The sequence below is a fragment of the Paracoccus marinaquae genome (assembly GCF_018860165.1).
GTDB lineage: Bacteria > Pseudomonadota > Alphaproteobacteria > Rhodobacterales > Rhodobacteraceae > Paracoccus > Paracoccus marinaquae.
Genome location: NZ_JAHKNG010000007.1, coordinates 48925 through 66725, shown reverse-complemented (window position 1 = coordinate 66725; position 17801 = coordinate 48925). Strand labels below are relative to the sequence as shown.

Below are 17801 nucleotides of genomic sequence, written 5' to 3'. Positions count from 1 at the left end.
GATCGGGGATCGGCGGGCCGGGCATCAGATGCTGCATGCGGTGAAGCAACTGCCGCGCCTCTCACAGCACCGCCCCCTCGTGCCCGCCATCCGCCGTGGCGTAGCGGACAACCGCGTCCTGGCCGGGGATATGCGGGAAGCCGCGGAAGTTGGCGATGTTGCTGAACTTGGCCGCGCAGGTCGCGCTGCGCTTGTCGCAGCCGGCGCGGATGGTGAACGCATTGCCGCCCGCGACCGCGCGCACAGGCGCTTCCAGCAGCGTGATGGTGACCACGCCGGAGGCGATCTCGTGCAGCATCACTTCGGCCAGCCGACCGCTGTTCGGGCCGCTCGTCCATTCCAGATGACCGAAGCTGAACCAGCCGCTGGCGAAGCCACCGAGGCCGGAGGCGGTGAAGGCGCCGTCGCGGATCGGATCGACCACCGCGCCGGTGCCGCGATAAGCGGCGGCGGCAATGTTCACCCCGCAGCGGCTGTCGCCCAGTGCCGCATCGCAGGTGCCCTGATAGACCCGGCCGACCGTCTGACCCAGCACATGCGCCATGCTGCGCACCTCGGCGACGAAGGACATGCGCCCGCGGCGCAACTCGCCGATGGCACCGCGCCGGATCAGAACCCGCTGGCCGGGGGCGGCCCAGTTCACCCGCCAGACCTCGACCAGTGCGTTGTCCCAGCGCCCGTCCAGAATGTCGGTCTCGGTGATCCGGTCGGAGGTCAGCGCTCCTTCGGCATCCTGCGAATCCACGGCCAGATCCGAACCGGACCGGATTTCCGATGCCGACAGGCCGCTTTCCGGCTCATAGTCTGTACCGCCGAAGGCAAGCGGGCAATCATGATCGGTAAAACCGAAGCTCTGGCCATCGGCGCGGGTGATCTTCCAGCACCACGCCAAGGTGGTGGTGCCATCGTCCAGATGCGCCTGCAGGGCAGGGGAGAGGGATTTCATCGGCGGATTTCCACGAGCGGGATGGAGGTGATCGAGCCGAGCCGCTCGATATCGAGGGTGACGTCGAGCGCGTCACTGTCGAATCGCACCGGCACATCGAATTCGAAGCCGGCGCGCACGGCCACGCCGGCGGCGGGCGCTGTGGCGAAGGTGATGACGCCGGTCGCCGGATCGACGGACCAACCCGAAAGCTGCTCGACGCTTCCCAGCGCCAGACTGACGCTGTCCGCGACCGGCCTGGTGATCGAGCGAGTCCAGGACTGCGCCCCGGAGGCATATCGCTTCACCAGCTGGAACGCAGTCGCGATTCCGTTGCCGGTCCCGATCAACTGATCCTGGTGCGCCGGCACCGCGGACGGGGTGCAGGACTTGTAATCCGACCAGTCCTTGAAGCGGAACCCGTGCAGCCGGCCGTTGCGCGCCTCGAAGAAGGCCACCACCGCCGCCAGATCATCGGCACGGCGGATGCCATAGGAGATGTCATAGCGGCGGCGCGAGTTGGCCCAGCTGGCGTTCCTTTCCTCGTCGCCCGAGGCCAGTTCCACGATCTGGGTGCGCCGTTCCGGGCCGCCGCGCGCGCCCCGGCTGATATTGTCCGGGAAGCGGACCTCGTGAAACGCCATTACATCCCCCTCCTTCCCATCGCGACGGCGCGGGCAATGTCCGCGCTGATCTGCGCCCGCGATTGCCGGAAGCTTTCGGCATCGCGGGCGTTGATGTTGATGGTGACCCCACCTGCGCCGCTGGCGACCTCCCGGCGCGAGAGCACCCGCTCGCCGCGCTGCAGGATCGCCGGCACCTCGTCCGAGCGCAGACCCGCCCAGCCGCCGGAATGCATGCGGGGGGCATTGGCAAAGGCCATGGCCGGGGCCATGCGGCTGGTGCCGCCCGCGCCGACCATGCCGCCCGAGTGCAGGACGCTGGCCAGCACACCGCCGCCCATGCCGCCCAGCGCCCCGGAGAGAGCATTCGCCAGCGGCCCGAGCAGGAACCTCCGCGCGCCGAGCTTCGCCATGTCGGCCAGCATCGAGGTCACGAGGTCGCGGAAGTTCAGCTTGCCGGTTTTGACGAACTCGCCGAGCGCATTCTCGGCACTCTGGAAGGCCCCGACCAGCGCGTCGCCGACATCGCTGCCGATATCGCGTGCCTTCTGGGCATAGTCGGCGAGTGACGCGCTGACCGCGTCCCAACCAGTGCTCGCGGCCTCTGCCCCCGTCTTGCCATCGTCGCCAGCCTTGCGACTCGCCGCGCCAGCCCGACCTGCTGCGCTGCCAGCGCCGTCGAGTGCCGCCGCAACCCGCTCGGCCGCGCCAGCCGCATCGTCCAGAGCGTTCGCGCCATCCTCGCCTGAGGCGGTGACGGCATCCTTCAGCGCCTGCCAGCTTTCCAGCGGCGCGACCGCCGCCGCGCCCAGTGCCTGTGCGGCGTCGAGATGTGCAGACGCTGCTGTGGCGGCCTGATCGGCAAGATCTCCGAACAGGTCGGGCGTCTCAAAATAGGTCCGGTCCCAGGCCGCGCTGAACGCCTCGGCGGCGGCGGAACCTGCATCAGATGCCGATCCCTCGAACGGGTTGTCGATGCGCCCGATGCTGAACGGGTCCAGAAGGCCGATCTGCGCCCCGCCTTCGCCGACAGCCCATTCCGGCAGCATGGCGAGGGCGGCGTTGATGCCGGAGATGAAACTGTTGATCCGGGTGACGACGCCGTTCAGCATCGCCTCGACCCCGGCGATTAACCCGTTCGCCGCCTTGAACGCCAGATCGCCAATGGCATCCGGCAGCAATGCCCAGATCGCCTTGATCGCCTCAAACCCGCCGTGCCAGACCGCAACATATCGGTCCACGGCGGTGACGCCCCCGGTCACGATCAGGTCGAGCACCGTGAACACATAGGCGCGATAGCCATCCCAGGCCGCATTGAGCAGCGCGAACGATGCCTGGAAGGCCAGGACGATGCGCTGGCCGACCTCCTTTGCGACATCGCCTAGCAGCTTGAACGCCGTGCCGATGCCGCCGACTGATTTGACCAGCGAGGAAAACTGGTAGATCAGCTCGCCCGCCGCGACGATCAGCGCGCCGATGCCGGTGCGGATCAGCGCCCCCCGCAGCACGGTCAGCGCCGTGGACAGCGAGAAGGTCGCGACACGGGCGGCGACAAAAGCCGCCACCCAGCGCCCGGCCATGAAGCCGGCGAAGGCAATCGCGAGCGAGGCGAGGCGTTCGATATTGTCCGCGACAAGGATCAGCACAGAGGCGACGGTGGAGGAGGCACCCAGAAGCTGATCCCAGCTGCCAACCAGTTGCAGCGCCGCATTGCCGATCAGCGTGAACGCGTCGCCGATGGTGGCCGGCATGGAGTCCGCTTCCTCGCGCAGCAGCTCCAGATTGCCGACCAGCGCGGTGCGGATCACCTCGCCGGTGATCGCGCCCTGCGTTCCCATCACCCGCAGGCCGGAAACTGTGGTGCCGAGTTCCGCAGCCAGCAGTTCGGCCACCCGGCCGCCGGTCTGGATCACCGTGTTCAGGTTATCGCCAGACAGGCTGCCCAGCGCCATCGCCTTCGAGAGCGCGTTCTGGACCGAGGCCGCGCGCTCGGCCTTTGCGCCCGAGACCACCATGGCGTTGTTCAGCGCCTCGGTGAAATCGAGGCTCTCGGCGGTGGAAAGTCCGAGTTCGCGCAGGGCGGTGGCGTTCGAGAGCCAGCTTTCGGTCGTCTGCTCGATTCCCGAATAGGTGCGCCGCGCCATCTGCGCGAGCCGGTCCATGACGGCGGCGCCCTTCTCCTGCGACCCGGTCGCCAGATCGACCCGCGAGCGCAGATCGGTCCAGGTATCGGCATATTGCGCGACCTGGCGGATCGAGAGCGCGCCGGCCGCGATCCCGGCCAAACGCTGCAGCATGACGCCGGCAGTGTCGACCTCACGCGACATGCGCTTGAAGCTGTCGGCGCCGGCGTTGCCGACGCCTTCCAGCTCCGCCCGGACCTGGCGTCCGTTCTCAGCGACGAGACGAACGGAGACTTTCTTCTCGGCCATCGCCTCTGCCTTCCTCGATCTTTTCGTTGGTCTTGCGGATCATTTCCGCCTCGATCACCGGCAGCAGTTCCACGACTGCCAGCGCCGGAATGCCCAGCGCACGGCCCATTGCCAGCGCCGCGCCCATGTCCCAGCCCAGCACCGCGCCGGGGATCGCCCGCAGCTGGCCGCTGAGGCGGGCTGCCAGATCCCAGACCTGCCAGCCCTCATGGCTTTGCGGTGAATTCAGCCGGGCAGGGCAGGCGAGGCAGCGTCCGGGGCAGGCTGCGCAATATCGGTCGCCCCCGCCGTAGTGCCATTCGGCGAGGGCGCGGAGGCGTTTTTTTCCGCATCCAGCACCAGATGCGGACCAAGGGCCTTCTCCTGGAACGCCTCGAACACCGGCCAGATGTTCAAGAGCGCGTCGATGCCTTCGGGCGTGACCGGCAGGTCGATGCCCTCGGCATCGCCGACGCCCGACCATTCGGTAATCACCATTCTGGCGACGGCCTGCGCCATGGCCACGGCCAGCACCTCCTTCGGCGCGTCGATGTCGAGGGTATCGAGGGAGACATCGGAGCGCGCGGCGGCCATGATGGATGTGGTGATCGGGGCGACCCGGATCATCAGGCCGGGGAGGAGGTCGATCCAGCGCGGCTCGGTCGTGAGGTTCAGTCGGATCATGGTTCAATACTCCTCGGTGTTGTTGACAAGGGTGATGGTCGCCATGCGCGCCGGGCTGGACCCGCGCGCCGCCTGCCAGTCGAAGCTGGCCTGAATGCCTTGCGGCCCGCTGATCTCGACGCGTGGGCGGGGCAGATAGACGGCATGGGCGGTGACGGTCAGGCTTTCGCCGGATGCCAGCGTGTAGGCGAATTCCAATTCGCACGGCCCGCCCGCGATGGCCTGGTTCATCAGTACCATATCGGCGAAGCGGACCTCTATCTGGCCGGTCAGCGCGGCGATGGACGGGTCCGCACCGTCGATCATGCCGTCGGCACGAATGGTCTCGATCCGGTCGAGATTGTTGGCATAGGTGATCTGGGCCGAGATCACATTGCCCAGCGCCGCGCCATTGCGGGTGATGGCGCCGTTGAAATGCCCGAAGCGTAGCAGGTCGAGATCGGTGGGCGTACCGGCCTGCGAGGTGGTGGCCACGGTCTCGCCCTGCGCCACAAGCTGGACGCTGGCGGTCAGCAGGCCGGAACGCTGCATGGTCCAGCTGAGCTGGTTGACCATCACGCCCGAATACATGGCGAAGCGCGGCACCTCGGGCATGCCGGTCTCGATCGACATGCTGGGCAGCGTCCAGTTGCCGGAGCGGAATTCATGCGTGTAAGGCCCCGGCGCAGTTCCGGTCGTGACCGGCGCCCCGAACGCGGCCTTCAGCCAGAAGCCGAAACCCTCGGCATCAATGGGGATGGTCAGATCGCCATCCGCGGTGATCGCGTCCTTGACCGGCGCCAGCGGGTCGCGGCCATAGCCCAGCAGCTCGGACGAGAGCAGCGGCTGTTCGGCGCTCAGCGTCGAGGATGCGAAGGGCAGGCGGGTGAAGCCGCTGACGGGGGCGGTGCCGTAAACCGTCTCGAACGCGACCGCGAGTTGCGACCGCGCACCTTGGGCGCGTGCCATGATGGACTCCTCTCTATTAACTGATTTCTGGCGACGGACTTGCCATCAGGCCTCAACTCGGGGCATGGGCTGGCCATGAGTACGCGTCGCCAATTCCTGTTCATCGCCATTGCCACCCTGATCGGGTTTGTCTCACTGGCGCCGCCGCTGGTCGCCGATGCGACGCGCCCGGCCATTCTCGAGGCGCGGGTCAGCAAGATCATCGATGGCGATACATTCACGCTCAGCGGCCATTCGCGGCGCATCCGCGTCTGGGGTTTGGATGCACCGGAATGGAATCGCCCCGGTGGATCGGACGCCACGGCTGCATTGCGCGGGCTTATTTCGGGCAAGACCCTGCGTTGCCAGGTCCGCGATATCGACCGCTATGGTCGCTATGTCGGGCAGTGTTTCCTGCCCGATGGCCGCGATATCACCACCGAGATGATCCAGATGGGCGTCGCCCGCGAATATTGCCGTTTCTCGCGCAACCATTACGGAAGTTGCTGATCGCAGCCCGCTGCTATTGCAATGGCGGCTTGACCAGCGCGGCCAGCCTGGTGAGGCCCTTGGCGGTCACCCGCACCTGTTCGGTGACCTTTTCCGAGCCATCGGCGCGCAAGACCGTGGTGATCCTGTGCTCGAGCAGGCTGGTCGCGGTCTTGCTGTGGTAGCCGAGAAAGCTCGCGCTGCCCGGGCGCTTGTAGATCCAGCCATTTTCCTGCAGCCAGAGAAACAGGTCTTTCGGGCGCATCTGCAAAAGCTTGGCGGTGTTGGTGATGCAGAATGACCCATCCGCCTGCGCGATCCGGTCCAGCTTCTCCTGTGCGGGCAGCAGCGCCTGCACTTTCTCTTGCAGGGCCACATGCTGTTCGCTGTAGCTGAGTAGCAGCGCCCGCAGCTGCGCCGGGTCGTTGAGGTCGGTGGCCGGGGCGCGGGCCACTTGCTCTTCCAGTTCCTGCCAGCGGTCGACCAGCCTTGCGGTGAACTCGGGCGAGAGCTGCGCCACGACAATGATGCTGTCGCGTTTCTCGAGCCGGTAGACGGAAGTCGTGCGCAGACGGCCCAATGCATCCATATCCTGTTCATCCCCCATTGGGGGTTGGACGATGACACCGCGTGCGGCCAGCCGCTCGATGGATTGCTTTACTTTGTCATGGCGGCTTTCGAGAAGCTCGGCGATTTCGCGCGAGGACATGGTGAGCGGGCTGGCTTCCTGCGGGCCGGCTGGCAGATGCGAGATCATGGTGCTCATTTCTTTCTCCTGATGTTCGATGCGGACCGGGGATTCGGCCTGAATCAGACAGGCACATCCGCCCGACCGGCGGCGCGGCGCGGACCGGCGTGGCAAGGCCGGATTCCGCGCCGGTCCTGCTTTGTTCGCATCTCAGCCCAGCGGATCGTTGCTGGTGTAATGCAGGGTGAGGATCAGCACCGCCGCCCTGATGGTCGGGGCGCCCTCGACCGCCAGATCGGCAGGTTCGGGCGCGTCGGTCTCGATCCAGTCGCAAAGCCCGCCCAGCGTCCGGTCGGCGGCGATCGCGTGCCCGATCCGTTCAGCCAGCGCGTCGAAGGCCAGTTCGAGGCCGGAGGAGCCGCGCACGAAGACCTCGACCTCGGCCCGGTGCTGCCAGTGATAGCGCAGGGGCGACAGCGTCACCTCCGCCTCGCCCGGCGTGCCGTCGCGCAGGATCAGCAGCCCGGCGGCGGGGATGCGCTCGGGCAGGGCCTCATTGCGCTGGACGATGGTGCCGCCGCCGATGCCCTGCAGGAGGGTGAACAGGGCCGACAGGACTTCTTCGCGTTTCGTGGTCATATGCGTTCCCAGCGAGAGACGATTGCGCCCGGCAGGGCATTGAGGGCGGCGCGTGACGGGCGTTCAAGATCCAGCCGCTTCTTCAGCCTGACCTGCGGCACCAGCAGGAAGATCGGCACCGAGGCGAGGCCGCGCCCCGTCTTTGACCGGGACACGGCCGCCCGACCGTGCTTCGTCAGCCGCGCCTCAGCGATCAACAGGCTGGGGCCGGTGCGTCGATAGACGAAGATCAGCCGCAGCCCGGTGCGCGCTTCCCATTCGCCGGGTGTCGGGCGCTTGCCGCTGCGGCTTTTTCCGGCCGCCTCAAGCGGGATGGCCAGCCAGAAGCCGTTGCGCGACCGGATCAACGGCCCGGTGTCATGGGCGTTCACGATCACCGGGGCGCGGGTCCAGACCATCGACGCGGCATTCATGCTGTGCCGCCCCTTGGGCCAGGTCTCCGAGCGGATGGTGCGGGCCAGCCGCTGGCCAAGGCCTGCGCTGGTGACCTGCCCCCGCCATGCATCCTTGAGCGCGATCCCGGCATCGCGGATCCCGAAATGCACCGCCTTCTCGCCGGCCTTGACCTCATCGGCCATCAGCCTGGCGATATCCGCGATCTCGGCGCGCAGCTTCATATGGGCCTCAGATCGAGGATCACGACCAGCCGTTCGCGGTCGCGGATCGGCTCGCCCTGGACTTCGAAAGCCTCGCCGCCGATCACGATGCGGTCGCCCGACTGGATGGATGGCGTTGCAGCCGCCAGGACGTCGATGCGCACGGTCTCCGACCACACCCGCGCGCCACCATAGCTGGTCAACTCGTCAGGGGCCTTGCGGATGGCGCGAATGGTGCTGCCGGGCGGAACCCCGCCCGGCAACCATGTCGCGTCCACCGCCATGTTCGGGTCCGCGAAGATCCGGGTCGCAGCGGTGGCAAAGGCGCTCATCAGACGGCCGCCCCGTTCAGACGGACGCGGCCGGTGGTTTCCCCAGCGCTGCCTCCGACCGCGAGCACCGCAATGCCGATCAGCGTGTTCGAGCCGACCGTGGTCGTGCAGGCCTTGGCGGTGTTGTCCCAATAGACCTTCGCCCCGACCGTCCACGCCTGGGACGCGGTCTTCGGCAGATCATAGACGCCGGTGAGATTGATCACGCCTTCCGCGCCATTGGCGATGGGACCGGTGGCAACGCCCAAGATCGAGCCGATCAGAACGCCTGCGCCCGAGGCGATATCCGCCTCGGCGGTAATTGTGAGCGTGTTGCCCGTTGCGATGAAGTTTTTCATGGGCTTTCTCCAGATGAAGTGTTGTTGCCCTGACCCGCGCGGGGTCGAGGGTCAGATCACGCGAGGCCGGGATTCTTGTAGAGACCGCGCCAGTCGATGGCCTTGGCGCCGAAATCGTGACGGGCCTTGAACTCGATGCCATCGACCTCGAAGCCCACCCGATGCTCGGTGTAGAGACCCTCCTGACCCGCCAGATAGGCGTATTCAACGGCGCCGAAGGCCGGGTCGGTCGCGGCGAACCACGGATCGGGACCGGCGGTATTCACCAGCCGGATTTCCTCGACCACCGAGAAGCGGTTTGAATAGGGATTCACCTCGGCCGTGCTGCCCGGCGTGGTTGCGGCCAGTTGCTTGTGGATTTCGACCATGCGCTTTCCGGGCGGAACGATGATGTTGCGCGGCAGAACCGTGATCGCCCGGCCGTCCAGATCCTTCTGCACCGCGAAAGCGCGCAGCATCGCGGTCAGGGACTCCTCGGTGATCGCCGCCGCCGTTCCGAGGTTGCCGTGATTGGCATGGAAAAGCGCGGTGCCGTCACCCATGGCGGGATTCGAGAGCAGGATCGAGTAGAGGATATCCGATTCAAGGTTCGCGGCCGAGGCACCGAAGGACTGGACGACCCGGTCGAAGGCGCGCAGATCATCGTTGATCAGCATCTGCCGGCTAAACCCGATAATGCGGCCATAGGTGGCGATCGCATAGCTTTCCTTGCCCTCGGTCGCGGTGCCATAGGTGAATTCGCCGCCTTCCGGCACCTTGACCAGATCGGGAGCGTTGCCGATCTGAAGGCGGTCAACGGGCCGGAAATCCCGAACCGTCACCCGCGTGGACCAGGCCCCGAAGGTGCGCGGGGTGGCGTCATAGGCCGCGCGCAACGTCCGGTTGACCACGCTGCCGAGGATCGCCGGGAAGTCTCCGGTGCTGTGGTAGCCCGCCGAACGCATGCCCATGGCGAAACCCGCGATCTCCATATCGGGCATGGCGGCGGTGTTGACGCCGGCGCGCTCGACGGCATGGCGGGCCAGGTCCATCAGGCTGCGGAACGCGAATTCCCGCGATTGCGGCGATACCGCATGCAGCGATGGTGCCGCCCTGTGCATGATCGCGTCGGCAACCGCATCGCGATAGGCGGCATCGCCGGTGCCGCGGGCCTGCGCCGGGGCCAGCTCAATCGTGCGGCCCAGCGGGTTTGCATCGCCCAGCGCGTCGAGGACCGCCTCGCGGGCGGCATCGATCGAGACGCCGCGTGCGATCAGGTCGTTGGCAAGGTCAGAGCCCAGATCATGCCGGGCGCAGAGCGTCATGATGGTGCTGACGCGGCTGCGTTCTTCCGCGCGGATGCTTTCCGCGTCGGGCGCGGGCACGGCCGGGGCCGCTTGCGGGATGGCAGGGGTTTGCGCGGGGGCAGGGGCGGCGCGGGTTTCATCGCCACCCGCCGCAATGGTGTCTTCAGGCATGTTTCGTCCTTTCGTGCTGGATTCTGCGGCGGGTGCCGCGGCAACGGCCCTACCGGTGATCGTGCAGGGATAGCGCCGGGCGTCACTCGGCCCGGTCCCGGCGCGCATGCCGGCACCGGGATCGGCGCCGATGGCGACGGCAGAGATTTCAAGCGGCTCCCAATCGACCGCGCGATAGAGCGCGCGCTGGCCGCCATCGGTGCGGTCGGCTTTTGCCACCCGCTCGAAGCGATGGACCCGGTATCCGACCGAGACATTGCGGATGATCCCGGATTTGATGTCGCGCCAGATCGGCTCGACCTCATCGCGCTCTGACAGGCGGATGCGGGCGAAACCGCTGCCGCCCTCGATGCGGATCGAGCCATTCTCGACCACGCCGAGAATGTCGGTCAGGCGGTGGGACGCATGCGAGTTCAGGAACGGCGCACCGGCGTTCAGGCGATCCAGCCGCATCGCGTTGGGAGACACGACCAGTTCCTCGTCGAACTCCTCGTCGCGCGCCCAGGAATAGCGCCGCACCTGCGCGCCGGTGGTCCAGAGAACCTCGAATGTGCGCGAGGCGTCATCGACGGATTGCATTGTGCCGGCCCGCCCGATCACGGGCAGGTCGAGGATTTCCTCGTTTTCCATGGTGGTCTCCGTCAGTTATCGCCGCTCGGCGGCGCGGTCGGGTCTGTGGTCTGCACGAGGCCAGCCTTGCTGACCTTGCGCGGGTCGCTGTCGAAAACGAGGCCAGCTGCATCGGCCTTCCTGGCGAAATCGGCCCATTCGGTGAGGATTTCCTCCGGGTCGTATCCCCGCCGCGCGATCTGTTGCGGCAGGGTCGAGAAGCCTGCGCGGACCTCCAGCAGATCGGCCTGCACATCCTGCAGTGGGTTGACGCTTTCGAACTTCGGCGGCCCCCATTCGGCGAGGATCTCGATGCCATCCGGCAGCAGGCCCTGCGACTGTGCCTCCTTGATGAACCAGCGCCAGATCGGCTCGCAGAACATCGGGATCACGGTCTGCCACTGGATCTGCTCGACCATGCGGCGGAATTCGTTCAGGCCCGCACGGGTGGACGAGAAGTTGGCCTGCGACAGATCACCGGTCATCATCGCATAGGGTACCCGGAAGCCGGCGGCGATGATGTGAAGCTGGGTCCGGTGCCATTCATAGACGCCAGCCGTCGAGGCCGGTTGGTTGAACTTGATGTCCTTGCCGCCGCGGGCATAGGCGATCAGGCCCGGCTCGAACTGCTCGACCCGGTTGCCCATCCCGTCCTCGATCACCGGGGCGATGGATTGCTGATCCTCATCCGCGCCGAAAACGATGCCGACCAGACAGGCTTCGGTTTTCTTGCGCACCAGTTCCGCGGTCTGCCAGTCGTCGACATCGCGGATCGCCCGCATGGCCGGGGTGCCCCAGGGCACGCCCCGGCTCTGGACCCGCTGGCGTTCAAACAGATGCGCCACGTCCTGCGCCCTGAGGCGCACCGATTCCAGGCGGTGGTTGACAATGGGGTCGTTGTGACCGGGATGATCCGGAAACATCCAGTAGGCGACGCGCCGGCCATCCCGGTCGGTCTCGATCCCCTGGCTGATCCGGGTCCCATCGGCGCGGTTGTCAAAGCGTGCGCTGTCGAGGTGATCGGCCTCGCGCAGCTCGATGCGCAAACGCAGATCACGCGCGTGTGCGCCACGACGATAGCGGGCCACCGCGAAGACCTCGCCGCCCTCGATCATCTCGCGCACGGCGAGGCAGAGAACCCCATGGAAATCCGTGTGCCCATGATCGTCGCAACGGGCGGCCCAGCGCCGCCACAGATCGTCGACCTGTCTGTTCAGCGCCGGATCGGCGGTCGCGGCGCGGGGCCGGATGCCGGTGCCGACGATATTGTTGACCAGCACCTGCACCGCCTGCGCGGCGATGGGGTTGTTGCGCACCAGATCGCGCATGCGGTCGCGCAGCGTGGCCCCGGCCGCAGCGATTTCCGCATCCGCCGCCGTTCCACCGACTTTCCAGCCTGCCGTTCCACGCCCCCTTGAGGCGGCCTCATAGCCACGCCGCAGGTTTGAAATCGCCACCCGCGCGGCATAGCGCCGGGCGGCAGAGCGTGGCGAAACCACCGACAAGGCAGCATCCATCAGCCCCCAGCGCACGTCCGGGGTGATCTCCTTCGGTCCTGCCATGGTCAGCCCCTATGGAAACCGGCAAAGCCCGCCACGGGCAAGGGACGGCCCGATCCGGCTGCCATTTCGCCCTCGATGGTGCGGATGCGGCTCAGCAGATCGGCGGCCGAGCCGTATTCAAGGGTCTTTCCATCATAGCTGACCCGCAGGGTGCCCGAGGCATAGGCCCGGCGCAGCGCGTCAAGTTCACTCTCGGTCCAGGCCATCAGAACCAGCTTCCTCTTTGTCTCTTGCCCAGCCAGCCCGACGGGCGGGGCGGCGGCGGTTTCAACGGTTGGCGATGCGGCTGCCCGGCCGGGCGCGCATCACTCGTGCCGGGCATGAGCTGCGCGCGCAGATCGTCCCATTTGGCGCCGTCCCAGCGGTCCATGCCCATCAGCCAGGCGCAGGCGCGGGCATAGACCCGGCAGTCCAGCGCCTCGTTGCGGTCGCGGGTCTGCTGCCATTCCAGCTTCTGGAACCCCTGCCGGGTCTTGATGGTCATCAGCTGCTCGGCGGTCAGTTGCTTGGTCCATTCCGCGGTAGTGCCCTTCGGGATATGCACGAAACCGGCCGGCCAGCCGCTGCCGTTGGCGATGTCCTCGTCTGTCGGCGCGACAAGCCGCAGAAGACGATAGGTCTCGGATTTGAACACTGCGCCTGCGACCTTCCACAGCCGCACCCCGCGCCGGAACTTGCGCCCGCCCTCGGTCACATCGACATAGCTCGGGCCGTCCACCGGGGTGGAGCGGTCAAAGCCGCCGACGCCCTTGATCGCGATTACCTGGCCGTGGCCCATCTTGCGGCACCAGCCATAGACCGCATCGGTGGTCGCGCCGTCGCCGGTGTCGATCGCCAGCCGCGCCAACGCCATGCGCGCGCCGCCGGCGTGGGGCCAGGTCTCGGCCAGAAACCCGGTCAGATCGTCCCAGACCTCCTCGCGCGCCGTGTCGCCTTCCAGCACCACATGATCGACCAGCCAGGACTCGAGGTTCTCGCCCCAGCCCCAGACGTCGATCTCGATCCGGTCGCGCTGCACATCCGCGCCGGCCGTCAGGATCAACGCGCGCTGCGGCACCTCCCCCAGATGCCAATCCTCGCGCCGCTCGTAGAGGCGCTGCCAGTCCGGGGCCTCGCCGCGTTCCTGCCAGGTCTCGCCCAGCACGGTGTTCTTCAGGGTCTTCAGCGCGGCCTCGTTGCCGACCGCCTGCTCCCAATCCTGCGCGATCTTGGACCAGCTCAGCCAGCCCAGCGGCGAATAAAGGCCGCTGATATGAAACCCGACGATCCCCGCCGCCCGCGCCCGCTCCAGCATCTCCGGCTCGGCGGTCGGCAGCCATGTCGCGCCATTCGCCTCGGCCATCATCTCGGTTTTGTGGCGCTCCGAGATCGGTTCATCACAGTGTTCGCAGACATAACGCGCGGTTTCCGGGCGGCCCGGCTCCCAGCGCAGGCGTTCGAACTTCAGCCATTGCAGGGCGCCGCAATGGGGGCAGGGGACATGGTATCGCTGCTGATCGGACAGCTCGTATTCCCGCTCGATCCGCGAGAGGCCCTTCACGGTGGGCGTGGAGGCCAGAAACAACTTGCTCCGATGCCCGAAGCTGATCGTGCGCGCCTCGGCCAGCGCGATGGGGTCGCCCTCGCCATCGAGATCGCCCGGATAGGCATCCACCTCATCGAGAAACACCCAGCGCGCCGGCATCGAGCGCAGGCCGACGGCGCTGTTCGCGCCGGTCAGGATCAACTGCCCACCCGGAAACCGCTTGCCGAGAATGGTATTGCCGCTGTCCTTGGACCGCGACGGCATCACCAGCGCCCGCAGTTCCGGGCTTTCCTCGATCAGCGGGTCGATCCGCTGCTGCGACAGGCGCTTGGCCAGATCGACGGTCGGCTGGACCGCCAGAAACGGCCCCGGCGCCCGGTGGATGCAGAAGCCGACCCAGTTGTTGCCGCCTTCGGTCGCGCCCACCTGCGCGGCCTTCTGGAACACCACCCGTCGCGCCGGACTGGCCGGCGACAGCGCATCCATGATCCCGCGCATGAAGGGCGTGCGCGCGGTGCGATAGGGACCGGCCTCGCTTGCCGCGCGCGAGGACAGGATCCGGTGCCGATCCGCCCATTGGCTGACCGTCAGCGCCGGGTCCGGCGCCAGACCGGCCAGCCAGGCATTGCGGATATCCTCGGCGCCCTCGAAATCAGCCAGCGCCACGGATCGTCTCCCCTCGCGCCTGCCGGATCGCGCAGAGAACCGCCCCGGCCCCTTCCTCATCCGCATCGCGTTGCTCGCGGGCCTTCCTCGCCCTGAGCCGCATCATTGTCCTGTCGATCAGCAGGCCGAACGCCTGCCGGCGCCGCGCCTCGGCGCGCCATTCATCGTAAGTCAATCTTCACCTCCGCAAGATCGGCCAGGTGCTGGCGCAGGTAATTGTCCAGAACCTGCTCCATCCGATGGGCATCGACGCCCAGATCGGCGGCCATGTTGGCGGCCACACGGGCCGGCCAGTTCTGCCAGGCGTCGCGTTCGCGCCGGGCCAGATCGAAGACCATGGTGGTGGTGCGCGCCCGGTCCACCAGCTCGCCCTTCATCCTGGCGAGCTTGACCTTGGCGGTCTGCGCCTTCAGCACCTCATTGGCCACCCGGCGCCAGTCCAGACCGGCAAACAGCGCCTCGAACTGCGCATGGTTCAGCGCCATCATCCCGTCCTTGATCGCCGGCCAGGTGAAGCTCGTGTCCTCCAGCCGCTTGTAGGTCAACACCAGCCCGCTGCCATCCCAATACAGAAGCTTCAGCCGGTCCGCGCGCCTGGACCGGAACACAAAGACCGTGCCGGTGAACGGATCCTTGCGCAGGACCGACTGCACCAGAGCGGCCAGACCATCGTGTCCCTTCCGGAAATCCACCGGCCGCGTCGCCACCAGAATACGAAGCCGGTTCGACGGGAAGATCATGAACCGGCCCCGGAAGTGCATTCGAGGGCGCGTACGATCCCGGCAATCCGCCCGGCAGGCGTCGCACCGTCGAGACGGATGATCACCGACCCCGTGACAATCTCGACCCATTCGCCCTGCGGCTCCGGCAGATCGGGTGGCGATCCCGTTGCCGCATCGCACAGCACCAGCGGCGCGAACTCCGCCTCGTCCCGCAGCGCCGGAAGGACCAGCCGGCCATCCTTCGCCAGACGCCGCCATGTCGACAGATGGTTCGGCCGCAGGCCGTAATGCCGGGCAACGCTGTTCACGCTCGCGCCCGGCAACAGCGTCTCCGCCACAATCCGGGCCTTCACAGCATCCGGCCAACGACGCCGCCCCGATGCCGATATCTCCCCTCCAAACTCGGGGAGAAACTCTCTCGTATCATCCATGGAGAAACTCACCTCCTGCAATTCCGCAGAAGCCGAGTCGCAAATCTCAGACCTCAGCAGAAGGTGACCGCCAGACAGCGCTTACTGAAGGCCTGGGCATCGATGAAGAGCTTCCAGCCGAAGGACAATGCGGTGCCCGACCCGGACGATGGTCCCGGCGACCCGCCAGATGGCAGCGTGCCGCCCGCATCTGTTCCTGACCGATTCACCGCCGAGCCCGAACCTATGACCCGCCTCACACGCCGCAGCCGCAATGCCGAAGTCGATTTCCGTGGCGAACGGCGGTCCAACGCCACCCATGCCTCAGTGACCGATCCGGAGGCCCGGCTGTTCAAGAAGTCGCCTGGCGCCGGGGCCATGCTGTGCTTCATGGGGCATAGTTTGATGGAAAACCGCTCCGGGCTGATCGTGCAGACCGACCTCACACAAGCTGACGGTCACGCCGAGCGCCGTGCCGCCATCGACATGCTCCACCGCCACTCACCCGGATCGACGCGGCGCCTGACCCTGGCAGCGGATCGTGGCTATGACAGCGCCGATTTCGTCGCCGAGCTGCGCCAGATGGTCGTCACACCGCACGTCGCCCAGAAATCCCGGCATTCAGCCATCGATGGCCGGACCACCAGACACCCCGGCTATGCCAAATCCCAGCGGCGCAGGAAGAAGATCGAGGAGCCTTTCGGCTGGGCCAAGACCGTCGGCGGCATGACCCAAACCATGTATCGGGGAATCGAGCGGGTGCGCGCCCGCTTCACGCTGACGATGGCAGCCTGCAATCTGGCGAGGCTGCCGAAACTGCTCGCGGCTTGAGGTCGAAGAACCGCCCACGGCCCACTTGCCCACGCGCACGAACCCGTAATGCCCACCGCACCGGGAAGACGTTCCGCAATGCAGCGTTTTTCAGCGGCCTGCTAATGTCGCTGCAGGCACGAAAATTCGAAAAGTTTCTCCTGAAGATATGGTCAAGCACGCCAGTGACGGTGTGCAGCAGGCCGTGCAATACCGTAAGGATATTAAGGGAAAGCTCGCTTATCTTTGTTGTTTCGATGCACGCGACAAGGATGAAGATCAGCCCGAAATCATGACCTTGGCAGCGGCGAACGATGTCATACTGCGCAGGTACTACATGTTCTCGTCGCCTTCAGCTCACCGAGCTGCCGAAGCCGCTGCAAAAGCAGCGGGCAAGTTGTTATCAGGAGCCGTTGCGTGACGGGGAGGTCAGTCAGCTCCTGATCATGTGAACCAAGGTCTCATCGAGATCGTAGGTGCCGCCCTGTTGAGCGCTTGATCGCATGGAGCGCATGGAGGACAGATTTGATAGCTCAAAACCTATGCCGCGCCCCAGCTCTACCAAGATGGTACCGACGTCGATGACGACCCCCGCATATCGGCTATCTCCTACCACCATCATCACTGAACCGCCCGGCACAATAATTCGATGAGTTGAATTAGTATGGCGACGAGATCGTCAAAGTATGCTCGGACCATGTCTGGTATGTTGTTGTTCCACATGTCTGAGCGTTGTTCATTTAGAGCCATCATGGTTGCATCTAGCGTCGGCGACGACGAAGTCGCCTCAAAGGATCGCTTGATCTGAACATGGGAACGCAGCGTTGCTTCGCGCAGTCTCCTGTTGTCCTCTGGCATCTTCAGATAGCCGAGCATCCAAAGCTCGAGATTGTAAATGTCAGTGTAGTCGAATGAGTTCGGATATGGTGGGGAGAAGATTGAGAAGTCCGCGGACTGCGCCTGCGCCAGAGCGACGCGAGAGTCACCCCGGAGTAGCGTATATTCGTTGCACGGCCGCTTGCCGAAGCGGACGATGTCTTCAATGGCATTGAGAAATGCGGCTTCAAACATCTGATGGACCGAAGTCGGCGGCACCGTTCTGTTCTGCCAACCGGACCTGTAGCGCCGTCCCTTGCCGCTGATAACGACATTGCTCAAAGTAACAAGTGCGGAGCCGAGCAACACACGCAGCAAGCGCGCATGGTCCGCGTTCTCTAGTCTCTCAATGCTCTTGCGATATGCAATAATACGCTCGGCGACGGCGAGCGAATAGATCCATCTGCCATTGACCCCAGGCGCTACAAGCGTCTTAGGTGCATTGGCAAGTTCCTGCAACGGATCGGCCTTGTTGGAAGCCGCATGGTCGACGACCTGACGGAATGAAGCGA

At 66.0% G+C, this 17801-nt stretch carries 21 protein-coding genes and 1 pseudogene; 3 read left to right on the top strand and 19 right to left on the bottom strand.

The window, feature by feature from the left end:
- Positions 1–61: 61 nt before the first annotated feature.
- The 6 genes from KNW02_RS06210 to KNW02_RS06185 all read right to left on the bottom strand — a co-directional run bounded on the left by KNW02_RS06210 (position 62) and on the right by KNW02_RS06185 (position 5591).
- Positions 62–946: a DUF2163 domain-containing protein gene (locus KNW02_RS06210; RefSeq protein ID WP_036700353.1), complete on the bottom strand. Its 885-nt coding sequence runs from the start codon at positions 944–946 to the stop codon at positions 62–64.
- A complete protein-coding gene (locus KNW02_RS06205) occupies positions 943–1569 on the bottom strand; it encodes a DUF2460 domain-containing protein (protein ID WP_216032402.1) in 627 nt (208 codons plus the stop codon). Before KNW02_RS06205 ends, KNW02_RS06210 begins: the two co-directional genes overlap by 4 nt.
- Positions 1569–3980 (bottom strand): tape measure protein, encoded by a 2412-nt coding sequence (locus KNW02_RS06200; protein ID WP_216032401.1) that lies wholly within the window; start codon positions 3978–3980, stop codon positions 1569–1571. The genes KNW02_RS06205 and KNW02_RS06200 overlap by 1 nt, the downstream gene beginning before the upstream one ends.
- The gene (locus KNW02_RS06195; protein WP_431356743.1) at positions 3943–4122 is read right to left on the bottom strand and encodes a DUF7697 family protein; all 180 of its coding nucleotides are present in this window, start codon (positions 4120–4122) and stop codon (positions 3943–3945) included. Before KNW02_RS06195 ends, KNW02_RS06200 begins: the two co-directional genes overlap by 38 nt.
- A gap of 83 nt (positions 4123–4205) precedes the next feature.
- Complete coding sequence (locus KNW02_RS06190; protein WP_216032400.1) at positions 4206–4643, bottom strand: hypothetical protein; 438 nt, start codon at positions 4641–4643, stop codon at positions 4206–4208.
- A gap of 3 nt (positions 4644–4646) precedes the next feature.
- Positions 4647–5591, bottom strand: coding sequence for a phage tail tube protein (locus KNW02_RS06185; RefSeq protein WP_216032399.1), 945 nt, complete (start codon positions 5589–5591; stop codon positions 4647–4649).
- Positions 5592–5666: 75 nt separating this feature from the next.
- On the opposite strand from KNW02_RS06185, the gene KNW02_RS06180 reads away from it, so the two are divergent.
- Positions 5667–6080 carry a thermonuclease family protein gene (locus KNW02_RS06180; protein WP_216032398.1) on the top strand — a complete coding sequence of 138 codons (414 nt, stop codon included), beginning with the start codon at positions 5667–5669 and terminating at the stop codon, positions 6078–6080.
- A 13-nt stretch (positions 6081–6093) separates the two neighbouring features.
- On the opposite strand, the gene KNW02_RS06175 is transcribed toward KNW02_RS06180, so the two are convergent.
- The 12 genes from KNW02_RS06175 to tnpA all read right to left on the bottom strand — a co-directional run bounded on the left by KNW02_RS06175 (position 6094) and on the right by tnpA (position 15624).
- On the bottom strand, positions 6094–6825 hold the full coding sequence (locus KNW02_RS06175) for a phage antirepressor KilAC domain-containing protein (RefSeq protein ID WP_216032397.1): 732 nt from the start codon (positions 6823–6825) through the stop codon (positions 6094–6096).
- Between the two features lie 132 nt (positions 6826–6957).
- Positions 6958–7386, bottom strand: a complete 429-nt coding sequence (locus KNW02_RS06170) for an acyl-CoA transferase (RefSeq protein WP_216032396.1) — start codon at positions 7384–7386, stop codon at positions 6958–6960.
- On the bottom strand, positions 7383–8003 hold the full coding sequence (locus KNW02_RS06165) for a DUF6441 family protein (RefSeq protein WP_216032395.1): 621 nt from the start codon (positions 8001–8003) through the stop codon (positions 7383–7385). Before KNW02_RS06165 ends, KNW02_RS06170 begins: the two co-directional genes overlap by 4 nt.
- Positions 8000–8314: a head-tail joining protein gene (locus tag KNW02_RS06160; protein WP_216032394.1), complete on the bottom strand. Its 315-nt coding sequence runs from the start codon at positions 8312–8314 to the stop codon at positions 8000–8002. The genes KNW02_RS06165 and KNW02_RS06160 overlap by 4 nt, the downstream gene beginning before the upstream one ends.
- The gene (locus tag KNW02_RS06155; RefSeq protein ID WP_216032393.1) at positions 8314–8652 is read right to left on the bottom strand and encodes a DUF2190 family protein; all 339 of its coding nucleotides are present in this window, start codon (positions 8650–8652) and stop codon (positions 8314–8316) included. Before KNW02_RS06155 ends, KNW02_RS06160 begins: the two co-directional genes overlap by 1 nt.
- Before the next feature lie 56 nt (positions 8653–8708).
- The gene (locus KNW02_RS06150) at positions 8709–10739 is read right to left on the bottom strand and encodes a prohead protease/major capsid protein fusion protein (protein WP_216032392.1); all 2031 of its coding nucleotides are present in this window, start codon (positions 10737–10739) and stop codon (positions 8709–8711) included.
- A gap of 11 nt (positions 10740–10750) precedes the next feature.
- Positions 10751–12280, bottom strand: coding sequence for a phage portal protein (locus KNW02_RS06145; protein WP_216032391.1), 1530 nt, complete (start codon positions 12278–12280; stop codon positions 10751–10753).
- Positions 12281–12282: 2 nt separating this feature from the next.
- On the bottom strand, positions 12283–12486 hold the full coding sequence (locus tag KNW02_RS06140; protein ID WP_036707016.1) for a phage head-tail joining protein: 204 nt from the start codon (positions 12484–12486) through the stop codon (positions 12283–12285).
- Entirely contained in the window at positions 12486–14471 is a 1986-nt protein-coding gene (locus tag KNW02_RS06135) for a phage terminase large subunit family protein (protein ID WP_348524687.1), read from the bottom strand. The genes KNW02_RS06140 and KNW02_RS06135 overlap by 1 nt, the downstream gene beginning before the upstream one ends.
- Positions 14458–14646, bottom strand: coding sequence for a hypothetical protein (locus KNW02_RS06130; RefSeq protein ID WP_170848961.1), 189 nt, complete (start codon positions 14644–14646; stop codon positions 14458–14460). The genes KNW02_RS06135 and KNW02_RS06130 overlap by 14 nt, the downstream gene beginning before the upstream one ends.
- The gene (gene tnpB, locus KNW02_RS06125) at positions 14633–15211 is read right to left on the bottom strand and encodes an IS66 family insertion sequence element accessory protein TnpB (RefSeq protein ID WP_216032390.1); all 579 of its coding nucleotides are present in this window, start codon (positions 15209–15211) and stop codon (positions 14633–14635) included. Before tnpB ends, KNW02_RS06130 begins: the two co-directional genes overlap by 14 nt.
- Entirely contained in the window at positions 15208–15624 is a 417-nt protein-coding gene (tnpA, locus tag KNW02_RS06120; protein WP_216032389.1) for an IS66-like element accessory protein TnpA, read from the bottom strand. Before tnpA ends, tnpB begins: the two co-directional genes overlap by 4 nt.
- A gap of 81 nt (positions 15625–15705) precedes the next feature.
- Here tnpA and KNW02_RS06115 point away from each other — a divergent pair.
- Both KNW02_RS06115 and KNW02_RS06110 read left to right on the top strand, forming a co-directional pair.
- Positions 15706–16434, top strand: a pseudogene (locus KNW02_RS06115) (transposase); the annotation flags it as partial.
- A gap of 148 nt (positions 16435–16582) precedes the next feature.
- Positions 16583–16834 carry a hypothetical protein gene (locus tag KNW02_RS06110; RefSeq protein WP_216032388.1) on the top strand — a complete coding sequence of 84 codons (252 nt, stop codon included), beginning with the start codon at positions 16583–16585 and terminating at the stop codon, positions 16832–16834.
- 200 nt (positions 16835–17034) lie between these two features.
- On the opposite strand, the gene KNW02_RS06105 is transcribed toward KNW02_RS06110, so the two are convergent.
- The gene (locus KNW02_RS06105) at positions 17035–17748 is read right to left on the bottom strand and encodes a hypothetical protein (protein ID WP_216032387.1); all 714 of its coding nucleotides are present in this window, start codon (positions 17746–17748) and stop codon (positions 17035–17037) included.
- Between the last annotated feature and the right edge of the window lie 53 nt (positions 17749–17801).